At 71.2% G+C, this 9101-nt stretch carries 12 protein-coding genes; 6 read left to right on the top strand and 6 right to left on the bottom strand.

Annotation, left to right across the window (positions count from 1 at the left end; genetic code table 11):
* The 3 genes from Q0V34_RS20145 to Q0V34_RS20135 all read right to left on the bottom strand — a co-directional run.
* The coding region (locus tag Q0V34_RS20145; RefSeq protein ID WP_297515998.1) for a quinone-dependent dihydroorotate dehydrogenase at positions 1 to 912 on the bottom strand (912 nt) is incomplete at its 3' end.
* On the bottom strand, positions 909 to 1253 hold the full coding sequence (locus tag Q0V34_RS20140) for a DUF952 domain-containing protein (RefSeq protein ID WP_297515995.1): 345 nt from the start codon (positions 1251 to 1253) through the stop codon (positions 909 to 911). The genes Q0V34_RS20145 and Q0V34_RS20140, both read right to left, overlap by 4 nt.
* The gene (locus Q0V34_RS20135) at positions 1250 to 1774 is read right to left on the bottom strand and encodes a histidine phosphatase family protein (RefSeq protein WP_297515992.1); all 525 of its coding nucleotides are present in this window, start codon (positions 1772 to 1774) and stop codon (positions 1250 to 1252) included. Before Q0V34_RS20135 ends, Q0V34_RS20140 begins: the two co-directional genes overlap by 4 nt.
* Positions 1775 to 1851: 77 nt before the next feature.
* Between Q0V34_RS20135 and Q0V34_RS20130 the strand changes: the two genes are divergently transcribed.
* The 3 genes from Q0V34_RS20130 to Q0V34_RS20120 are packed head-to-tail and all read left to right on the top strand — an operon-like array spanning position 1852 to position 4435.
* Positions 1852 to 3000 carry a homoserine O-acetyltransferase gene (locus tag Q0V34_RS20130; RefSeq protein WP_297515989.1) on the top strand — a complete coding sequence of 383 codons (1149 nt, stop codon included), beginning with the start codon at positions 1852 to 1854 and terminating at the stop codon, positions 2998 to 3000.
* Complete coding sequence (gene metW, locus Q0V34_RS20125) at positions 2997 to 3659, top strand: methionine biosynthesis protein MetW (protein WP_297515987.1); 663 nt, start codon at positions 2997 to 2999, stop codon at positions 3657 to 3659. The genes Q0V34_RS20130 and metW overlap by 4 nt, the downstream gene beginning before the upstream one ends.
* Entirely contained in the window at positions 3656 to 4435 is a 780-nt protein-coding gene (locus tag Q0V34_RS20120; RefSeq protein WP_297515986.1) for an endonuclease/exonuclease/phosphatase family protein, read from the top strand. The genes metW and Q0V34_RS20120 overlap by 4 nt, the downstream gene beginning before the upstream one ends.
* Here the strand turns inward: Q0V34_RS20120 and Q0V34_RS20115 are convergent.
* The 3 genes from Q0V34_RS20115 to Q0V34_RS20105 form a co-directional block, all read right to left on the bottom strand.
* A complete protein-coding gene (locus Q0V34_RS20115; protein WP_297515983.1) occupies positions 4392 to 5903 on the bottom strand; it encodes a phospholipase D-like domain-containing protein in 1512 nt (503 codons plus the stop codon). The genes Q0V34_RS20120 and Q0V34_RS20115 overlap by 44 nt on opposite strands.
* 75 nt (positions 5904 to 5978) lie before the next feature.
* Complete coding sequence (locus Q0V34_RS20110) at positions 5979 to 6323, bottom strand: P-II family nitrogen regulator (RefSeq protein WP_010918409.1); 345 nt, start codon at positions 6321 to 6323, stop codon at positions 5979 to 5981.
* Positions 6324 to 6395: 72 nt separating this feature from the next.
* Entirely contained in the window at positions 6396 to 7187 is a 792-nt protein-coding gene (locus Q0V34_RS20105) for a class I SAM-dependent methyltransferase (RefSeq protein ID WP_297515976.1), read from the bottom strand.
* Between the two features lie 67 nt (positions 7188 to 7254).
* Here Q0V34_RS20105 and gloB point away from each other — a divergent pair, with 67 nt between their 5' ends.
* The 3 genes from gloB to Q0V34_RS20090 all read left to right on the top strand — a co-directional run bounded on the left by gloB (position 7255) and on the right by Q0V34_RS20090 (position 9052).
* On the top strand, positions 7255 to 8004 hold the full coding sequence (gene gloB, locus Q0V34_RS20100) for a hydroxyacylglutathione hydrolase (protein ID WP_297515973.1): 750 nt from the start codon (positions 7255 to 7257) through the stop codon (positions 8002 to 8004).
* Positions 8001 to 8462, top strand: a complete 462-nt coding sequence (locus Q0V34_RS20095; RefSeq protein ID WP_297515970.1) for a cupin domain-containing protein — start codon at positions 8001 to 8003, stop codon at positions 8460 to 8462. The genes gloB and Q0V34_RS20095 overlap by 4 nt, the downstream gene beginning before the upstream one ends.
* A 149-nt stretch (positions 8463 to 8611) precedes the next feature.
* Positions 8612 to 9052, top strand: a complete 441-nt coding sequence (locus tag Q0V34_RS20090; RefSeq protein ID WP_297515967.1) for a hypothetical protein — start codon at positions 8612 to 8614, stop codon at positions 9050 to 9052.
* The last annotated feature ends 49 nt before the right edge of the window (positions 9053 to 9101 follow it).

Genomic DNA, 9101 nt, shown 5'->3' with positions numbered 1-9101 from the left:
CTTGGCGTAGGCGTCCGCGCCGCTGGCCACGCCGCCCGCGCCGATCAGCGCCACGCGGCCGCCGCCGGCGGCGTGGAAGCGCCGCAGCACCGCCGTCGACGGCGCCAGCAGCGGCGCGCCCGACAGGCCGCCGCCCTCCTTGGCCAAGGCCGAGCTCAGGGTCGACGGGCGGTCGATCGTGGTGTTGCTGACGATGATCGCGTCGAGCCCCGCCTGGACGACCGTGTCGACGATGGCCTCGACCTCGCCGTCCTCCAGGTCGGGCGCGACCTTCAGGAAGACGGGATGGTCGCGACCGGACGAGATCCTCAGGGCCTCGCGGGTTTCGGAGAGCCGGCCCAGCAGGTCCTCCAGCGCCGCCTTGGTCTGCAAGGCGCGCAGGCCGGGCGTGTTGGGCGAGGAGATGTTGACGGTGAAATAGTCGCAAAGCCCCCACAGCCGCGTGAGGCCGGCGACATAGTCCCGCACCCGGTCGGCCGCGTCCTTGTTGGCCCCGATATTGGCCCCCGCGACGCCGCCCCGGCCGCGCCGGGCCGAAAGCCGGCGGGCGAAGGGTTCGAGGCCCTCGTTGTTGAAGCCCATGCGGTTGATCACCGCCCGGTCCTCGGTCAGGCGGAAGAGGCGCGGGCGCGGATTGCCGGCCTGGGCCAGCGGCGTCACCGTACCGGCCTCGACGAAGCCGAAGCCGGCGGCCAGCATGGCGTCCGGAACCTCGGCGTTCTTGTCGAAGCCCGCGGCCAGGCCCACGCAGTTGGGCAGGTCCAGGCCCGCCAGGTTCACGGACAGGATCGGATCGTCGGGACCGCTGTCGCGCGGCCCGAGGCCCAGCTTCAGCCCCCGGATCGCCCAGCCGTGCGCGTCCTCCGGATCCAGCGCATGCAGGGCGCGGGCGGCGAGATCGTGCGGGATCATGCGAGGTGGTCGCCCAGCTGGGGGACGCCGTCGGCGTCCAGGACGAGGGCGGCCTCGGTCAGAACCTCGCTGACCCGCAGCGGGCGATAGAGGTGCGGAAACAGCGCCCCGCCGCGCGAGGCCTCCCACTTCAGCGACGACCCCAGCGCCTCGGCCTCGACGCCCAGCAGGACGAGGTCCGCCTGCCCCTGGAACCACTTGGCGGCGGTCTCCTGGGCCTGGTCGGCGGCGGAGAAATGGATGAAGCCGTCGGCGCGGTCGACGGCCGAGCCGTCGAACTGGCCGGCGGCCTTGGCCGCGTCCCACTCGGCGCGGGACAGGATCTTGTAGATCAGGGTCATTCGCCGCCGGCTCCGCCGTTCTCGCTCGCGTAGAAAAGATGCTCCAGGCTCGGCGATCGGAGGCCGCCCGCCGCCGCGTCGAGCGCGAACACCACGGTCGTCGAGGTGGGAAAACGGCCGCGCAGCCTGTTGCTCAGGATGGGCGAGGCCTCGCCCCGCGCGGCCAGGCGGATGGCCAGGTCATGGAGCCCGGGGTTATGGCCGACCACCATCACCGTGGCGGCCGCGTCGCCGTGGTCCTCCAGCGCCTGGACGATCTCCTCGGCCTCGGCGTGATAGAGGTCGCGCAGGTGCTCGATCCGCGCGCGGGGAAAGCGGGGCGCGACCTGCTCGGCGGTCTCGCGCGTGCGGCGCGCCGAGGACACCAGCAGGAGATCGGGTTGAAGACCCGCCTCGGCGATCACCCGCCCCATGACGGCCGCGTCGGCCCGGCCGCTGTCGGCCAGGGCGCGTTCGAAATCGCCGCCGCTGGCGGCATGCCGCTCGGCCTTGCCGTGGCGCATCAGGATCAGTCGCTCCATGCGCCCTCCATAGCCGTCCGTCGCCTTGTCAGGAAGCGCGCGGTTGACACCTTCTTCGCCAAGCGCTCCAAGGCGGCATGGCTGCGCTCGATCTGGTCACGTCCGCCGGCGGCGGAACCTGGCGGTTTCCCGCGAACGCGCCCCTGCGGCTTGATTCCGGGGGCGTCATCGAGGGTCTCGAGGTCGCCTACCAGACCTACGGCCAGCTGAACGCCGACAAGTCCAACGCCGTCCTCATCTGTCACGCCCTGACGATGGACCAGTACGTGGCCTCGCCGCACCCGGTGACGGGAAAGCCCGGCTGGTGGCCTCGTCTGGTCGGACCCGGCAAGCCGCTGGATCCCGCGCGCCACTTCATCATCTGCTCGAACGTCATCGGCGGGTGCATGGGCTCGACGGGGCCGGCCTCGATCAATCCCGCCACGGGCAAGGCCTACGGCCTGTCCTTCCCGGTCATCACCATCGCCGACATGGTGCGCGCCCAGGCCATGCTGGTCTCCGCCCTGGGCGTCGAGACCCTGTTCGCCGTCGTCGGCGGCTCGATGGGCGGCATGCAGGTCCAGCAATGGGCCGTGGACTATCCGGAGCGGATGTTCAGCGCCGTGGTGCTGGCCTCGGCCTCGCGCCACTCGGCCCAGAACATCGCGTTCCACGAGGTGGGCCGTCAGGCGATCATGGCCGATCCCGACTGGCGCGGCGGCGCCTATGCCGACCATGGGGTCCGCCCGGAAAAGGGCCTCGCGGTCGCGCGGATGGCCGCGCACATCACCTATCTGTCGGAACCCGCCCTGCAGCGGAAGTTCGGCCGGGAGCTGCAACGCGACGGTCTCTCGTGGGGGTTCGACGCCGACTTCCAGGTCGAGAGCTACCTGCGTCACCAGGGGTCCAGCTTCGTCGACCGGTTCGACGCCAACAGCTATCTCTACATCACCCGGGCGATGGACTATTTCGACATCGCCGCCAGCCATGGCGGCGTGCTGGCCAAGGCGTTCACCCGCGCGCGTCACGTGCGGTTCTGCGTGCTCAGCTTCTCCAGCGACTGGCTCTATCCCACCGCCGAGAACCGCCACCTGGTCCGCGCCCTGACCGCGGCGGGCGCCCGCGCGGCCTTCGCCGAGATCGAGAGCGACAAGGGCCATGACGCCTTCCTGCTGGACGAGCCGGTCATGGACGCGGCCCTGGCCGGTTTCCTGAGCTCGGCCGAACGCGACCGGGGGCTGACGTGAGCCACATCCGCGAGGACTTCCGCGAGATCCTGCGCCTGGTGCGCCCCGGCTCGCGCGTGCTGGACGTCGGCTGCGGCGAGGGCGCGCTGCTCGATCTCTTGGCCCACGAGAAGCAGATCGACGGCCGAGGCCTGGAGATCAGCGCCGAGGGGGTGGCCGCCTGCATGGCGCGCGGCCTGTCGGTGGTGCAGGGCGACGCCGACCAGGACCTCGACCACTTCCCGGACCGTTCGTTCGACTACGCGGTTCTGTCCCAGACCTTGCAGGCGACCCGCAATCCGCGCCACGTGCTGGACGAACTCCTGCGGATCGCCGACCGCGCTATCGTCTCCTTCCCCAATTTCGGCCACTGGCGGGTGCGGTGGTCGCTGCTGAGCCGGGGGCGGATGCCGGAGACCAAGGCCCTGCCGATGCCCTGGTGGTCGACGCCGAACATCCACCTCTGCACCCTGGCCGACTTCATCGCCCTGGCGGCCGATCTGAACCTGCGCGTCGACGCCAGCGCGGCCTTCGCCGGCAAGGGTCCGGCCCGGCCGATGAACCCGACCGGCGCCCTGGAGAACTGGCGCGCCGAGACCTGCCTCTTCATGCTCAGCCGCAACGGCGCGGCGCCGATCGGGGAACTTCCGTCCGTCTCGGACGATCTCTTCGCCGGATGACGACGCTTCGTCTGATGACCTACAACGTCCACCGCTGCGTGGGCGCGGACCGCAAGCTCGATGTCGAGCGTGTGGCCGAGGTCATCGCGGCCGAACGTCCGGACGTCGTGGCCCTGCAGGAGCTGGACGTCCGCCGCGCCCGCACCCGCGGCGTCGACCAGGCCCACCGGCTGGCCGAGCTGCTGAAGATGAGCTTCCACTTCCATCCGGCCATGACCGTCGAGGAGGAGCTCTACGGCGACGCCATCCTGACCGCCTTGCCCGAGCGCCGGATCAAGGCCCAGGGCCTGCCGCTCTACAAGCGCGTGCCGGGGCTGGAGCCGCGCGGCGCCCTGTGGGTCGAGGTCGAGGTTGGCGACGCCAAGGTCCAGATCATCAACACCCACCTCGGGCTCGTGCCGCAGGAGCAGCAGCGCCAGGCCGCCGCCCTGCTGGGTCCCGACTGGATGGGCGACGATGGCTGGGTGGCGCCCGGCGTGGTGCTGGGCGACTTCAACGCCACGCCCTATTCGGCGACCTATCGGATGCTGCGGACGGCCCTGCGCGACGCCCAGGCCCCCAGCCCGGCCTGGCCCCGGCCGGCCACCGCGACCTTTCCGTCCAGCTTCCCGTTCATGCGGATCGACCACGTCTTTCTGACCAAGGGCCTGGAGACGCGCGCCGTCAGCTCGCCCTACGACGCGCGCGCCCGCTTGGCCTCGGACCACCTGCCGCTGGTGGTCGAGCTGGAGGTCATGGCCGCAGATGCTCCGGCGGCGCCGGCGGCGGCGCGGTAAGGCGGGCGATATCGCGCTTCAGCCGCTTGCGGCGGCCCCACGGCCGCCAAGCGTCGTCCGGCGCGATGGCGTCGCCCAGGCTCCAGTCGGCGATGAACTTCTGCACGCCGTTCAGCGCGCGGACCGGCACGGGCCGCAGCCGGCGCGGCGGGCCGCCGCTGACGTCGAGGGCGTTGATGGCGGCGGCCAGGCCCCCTTCCCGCTCCATCGCCTCCAGGACGTCGATGGCCGAGCGATCGATGAAATGGCCCACGAGCCGGCCAAGGAAGGCGCGAACCGTCTCGCGCTCCAGATCGGACCGGGCCTCGACCGCCAGATCGCACTCGCTGTCGAGGCCGATGGAGCGGTTGTTGAGATTGGCGCTGCCGATCCGCAGCAGGACGTCGTCGATGATCGTCACCTTGGAATGGACGATGATCGGCCCGCCCTTGGGCGTATGGGCCGAGAAGGCCGAGAAGCGCTTGTGGACGTCGACGGCCCGCAGGCGGTTGATCGCCGAGGTCCGGGCGCTGTCCATGGTCATCTGGTCGAAATAGCTGGGACTGCGCGCCGGACCGATCGTGACCACCTCGGGCCCGTCGGGCTCGGCCAGCCGTTCGGCCAGGGCTTCGACGATGACCGGCGAGGTCAGGTACTGGTTCTCCAGATAGATCAGCCGCCGGGCGCGACGGATCGCCGACAGGTGCAGCAGCAGGCATTCGGTGATCTCCGGCCGCTCGCGCCACTCGGGCGAGGTGCGGGCCACCGCGATGGACGCGCGCCGCAGGTCGGGCAGCAGGCCGGCGGGCCAGGGCGTCTCCAGGGGGCGCTCCGGGCGCGCGATCGCCTCGCCGCCCGAGGCCGTCCAGCGATCGACGAACAGATCGGCCATCGCCTCGCCGGCCCGGCCGTCGACCAGCATCGCCACCTCGTGCCGGGGCGGGTAGTGGCGGCCGGTGGGCAGGCGGCGCAGGGGATTGTCGTCGAGGTGCCGGCGGTCATCCCAGCGATCGACGCCGATGTCGCCGCCGCTGACCAGGGCCGTGACGCCGTCGATGATCACCGCCTTCTGGTGATGGCAGGCGCTGGCCGGCAAGGTGGCGTCGAGGCGGTACTTGACGCGCGAGCCGGCGAAGAAGGCCGCGCCGCGATGCGGCCCGAACAGCTGCGAGGCGGCGATCGGGAACGGCATGTCCCAGGTCAGCACCCGAACGTCCAGCGCCGGGTTCAGCGCCGCCTGTCGCCGCAGGATCAGGCCGATGCGGTCGGCCGAGGCGGGGTCTTTGCTCTTGCGCACCCGGTCGGGATCGAGGCGCGTCAGGGGGTCGAACACCCAGGCCAGGATCCAGATCGACTTGCGCGCCGTCAGCAGCAGCGGCTTGAGCGCGTCGAACGCCTCGTCGTTGTCGATGAACAGCGCCACGCGATCGGCGGGCTCCACCCGCCAGCAGTTTCGCCCCGGTTGGAAGACGGAGGTGTTCGGATCCATGTCGCCCCTGAAGCCGTGAGACCCTCAACAACGCTCGGGCGCGTCCTATGGCTCCGCTCCGACGGCGGTCTTGGCTTAACCGGCGATGGCGGCCGCGTCGCGCTCGCCGGTGCGGATGCGCAGCGCCTGCTCCAGGTCCATGACGAACACCTTGCCATCGCCGATCTTGCCGGTGTTGGCGGTGCGCTGCAGGGCCTCGATCACCGGCTCCAGCACGTCGGTCGGCACGGCGATCTCCAGCTTGACCTTGGGCAGCAGCTTCACCTCGTACTCGGCGCCGCGATAGACCTCGGTCTTGCCCTTCTGGCGGCCATAGCCCCGCACCTCGGTCACCGTCAGGCCCGACGCGCCCGCCTCGGTGACCGCCTCGAGGACGGCGTCCAGGCGGCTGGGCTTGATCACGGCGACGATCATCTTCATGGCGCGGCTCCCGCGGACGAACGGTTGTTACGACTCCAAGCTAGGCGTCCGCGCGCTTCGCTCCAAGTCAGATCAGACGTCTCGGGCGCTCGGCGCCTGTCGAACGGGCGCCGCGTGCTCGCCGGAATGCCGCGCGGGGGTCGGTCCCGCCGGCGCCGGCAGCAGGACGCCCGGCGCGAAAACGCGCGCGCGAGCCCGGTGGCCTCGGGGTTTGACCGCGAAGGTCTGCTTGACGGCCTCCATAAGGATCACCCCCGCGAAGCGCGGCCAGAGGCGCGCCCCGACCTGTTCGAAGCCCTCGGCCCACCGGGCCATCGCCTCGACCGGCGGCGCGTAGAGCGCCCGGGTCCATCCGGCGGGTTCCAGCCCGGCCTCGCGAATCAGGCTCTCCAGCTGGCCGCGACTGTAGGGCCGGCCGTGGCCGAACGGCGTCTTCTCCGCGCCGGTCCAGACGCCGTCGCGCGACGAGGCCGCGACGATCAGCCGGCCGGTCGGGGCCATCACGCGGCCGATCTCCGCCAGCAGGGCGGCCGGGTCGTCGGCCTCCTCGAGGGCGTGAACGGCCAGGACGCGGTCGAACAGGGCGTTGGGCAGGGGCAGCGAGGTCTCCTCGACCAGGCAGGTCAGGTTCCGCCCGCCGTGGGGCCAGACCTCGACCCCCTGCTGGGCGGGCATGGCGGCCACGACCCGGCGGGCGCCGCTCCGCGCGGCGTCCAGGAACGGCGTGGCGTAGCCGACGCCCAGAACGTCGAGATCGCGGGTGTCGCCCCAGGCTTCGGCCACCTTGCGGCTCAGCATGGTCCGCGCCGCCCGGCCCAGCGGGGCGGCGTAGAAGGCTCTGAGGTCAAGCACGTCGCGGCGCATTGAGTCTCCCGGGCGTAACGGCCATCCTTGTAGGCGCGCCGACGGCGGCGCGATAGAGCACCCGCCCATGGCCCTGACCGTCCACCAGTTCCCCTGCCTCGCCGACAACTACGGCTTTCTGGCCCGCGACGAGGCCAGCGGCCGGGTCGCCACGATCGACACGCCCGACGCCAACGCCATCCTGGCCGAGCTCGCGCGCCTCGGCTGGAGCCTGGACCTGATCCTCAACACCCATTGGCACCCCGACCACGCGGGCGGCAACGAGGCGCTGAAGGCCGCCACCGGCGCGAGCATCGTCGGTCCGGCCGAGGTCACCCGCATCGCGCCGCTGGACCGCGCGGTGGTCGGCGGCGACGAGGTCATGCTGGGCGAGACGCGGTTCCAGGTGATCGACACCGGCGGCCACACCCTGGGCCACATCGCCTATCACGACGCCGAGGACGCCATCGCCTTCGTCGGCGACACCCTTTTCGCCCTGGGCTGCGGCCGCCTGTTCGAGGGCACGGCCGAACAGATGTGGGACTCGCTGTCGCGCCTGACGGCCCTGCCGGACGCGACGACGCTCTACTGCGCCCACGAATACACGGCCTCGAACGCCCGCTTCGCCCTGTCCGTCGACGATGACCCTGGCCTGAAGGCCCGCGCGGAGGCCATCTTCGCGGCCCGCGAACGGGGAGAGTCGACGGTGCCGACGGTGCTGGCGACCGAAAAGGCGACCAACCCCTTCCTGCGCGCGCCGCTGCTGCGGCCCGCCGCCGCCTCGCCGGCCCAGGCCTTCGCCGAGATCCGCGCCGCCAAGGACGGCTTCAAGGGATGAGCGGCGATCCGATCGGCCTCGCCGGCGACCTCGGCGCCAAGGAAATCGTGCGGATGCTGGGGCTGGCGCCGCATCCCGAGGGCGGCTGGTACCGCCAGACCTTCCAGGACGAACCGGGTCCCGACGGCCGCGCCAAGTCGACCTGCATCTACTTCCTGCTCGAGGCCGATCAGGTCTCGGTGTGGCACCGCGTCGACGCGGTCGAGACCTGGCACTGGTACGCCGGCGCGCCGATCTCGCTGACGCTGTCTCCGCCCGACGGCCAGGGCGCCGAGGCCCACGTCCTGGGCCCCGACCTGCGCGCCGGCTGCCGGCCGCAGGTGATCGTCCCGACGGGCTGGTGGCAGACCGCCGTCAGCCTCGGCGCGTGGACCCTGGTCGGCTGCACCGTCGCGCCCGGCTTCCGCTTCGAGGGCTTCGAGATGGCGCCGCCCGACTGGCGTCCCTCGAGGCCCTGACGCCCCAAGCTTCACTGCGACAACCGGTCGCGGATGCCCGATCAGGGTACCCATTGTGGGCAACTTGGCCGCGCGGCGTCCTTCCCTAAGCCATGCAATCCTTTTCATGTCTGGCGACAGACATGGCCCGGGGGGGAACCGAATCACAAATGTCCGATGAGTACGCCAACGCGCGCGCCGCCAGTCGCTACGCCACCGATTACATCCTGCGCTGGGTCGAGATCGCCACCGAGGTTCACGGGTCCGATCTCCTGTACGCCCTGGTCTTCACCACGCTTTGGGCCGGGAACTGCTCCCACATCCGCGGCGGCGTCTATTCGGACGTCAACGACATTCCGCCCGATCACGAGCGTCGCCCCCTGACCGTTCGTCAGGTCGCCGACTCGCTGGGCCTGCCCTATGAGACCGTGCGTCGCCGCTTCGTCGAGATGCTGGACAAGGGCATGTGCCAGCGCGTCGGCCGCGAAGGCTTCATCGTGCCGCATTCGGCGCTCGCCCGACCGGAAGTGGTGCAGGGCCTCAAGCGCTCGCACGTCAGCCTCGTGCGCTTCCTCAAGGACCTGAAGTCGATTGGGTTCGAGGCGGCCTAGCTGTCGAAGCTATGAAGGTTGTTCACCCGGAGGCGGGCTTGAACGAAGC

Source organism: uncultured Caulobacter sp. (genome assembly GCF_947036865.1).
Classification (GTDB): domain Bacteria; phylum Pseudomonadota; class Alphaproteobacteria; order Caulobacterales; family Caulobacteraceae; genus Caulobacter.
The sequence above is the reverse complement of the archived record's forward strand: the minus strand, read 5'-3'. Positions and strand labels throughout refer to the sequence as shown.

Bases quoted from the DNA above. Each gene is read 5' to 3' on its own strand.
- Q0V34_RS20095 (WP_297515970.1), top strand. From the start codon at position 8,001: ATGAGCGGCGATCCGATCGGCCTCGCCGGCGACCTCGGCGCCAAGGAA.
- Q0V34_RS20090 (WP_297515967.1), top strand. From the start codon at position 8,612: ATGTCCGATGAGTACGCCAACGCGCGCGCCGCCAGTCGCTACGCCACC.
- Q0V34_RS20130 (WP_297515989.1), top strand. From the start codon at position 1,852: ATGGCTGCGCTCGATCTGGTCACGTCCGCCGGCGGCGGAACCTGGCGG.
- gloB (WP_297515973.1), top strand. From the start codon at position 7,255: ATGGCCCTGACCGTCCACCAGTTCCCCTGCCTCGCCGACAACTACGGC.
- Q0V34_RS20140 (WP_297515995.1), bottom strand. From the start codon at position 1,253: ATGACCCTGATCTACAAGATCCTGTCCCGCGCCGAGTGGGACGCGGCC.
- Q0V34_RS20135 (WP_297515992.1), bottom strand. From the start codon at position 1,774: ATGGAGCGACTGATCCTGATGCGCCACGGCAAGGCCGAGCGGCATGCC.
- Q0V34_RS20110 (WP_010918409.1), bottom strand. From the start codon at position 6,323: ATGAAGATGATCGTCGCCGTGATCAAGCCCAGCCGCCTGGACGCCGTC.
- Q0V34_RS20120 (WP_297515986.1), top strand. From the start codon at position 3,656: ATGACGACGCTTCGTCTGATGACCTACAACGTCCACCGCTGCGTGGGC.
- Q0V34_RS20115 (WP_297515983.1), bottom strand. From the start codon at position 5,903: ATGGATCCGAACACCTCCGTCTTCCAACCGGGGCGAAACTGCTGGCGG.
- Q0V34_RS20105 (WP_297515976.1), bottom strand. From the start codon at position 7,187: ATGCGCCGCGACGTGCTTGACCTCAGAGCCTTCTACGCCGCCCCGCTG.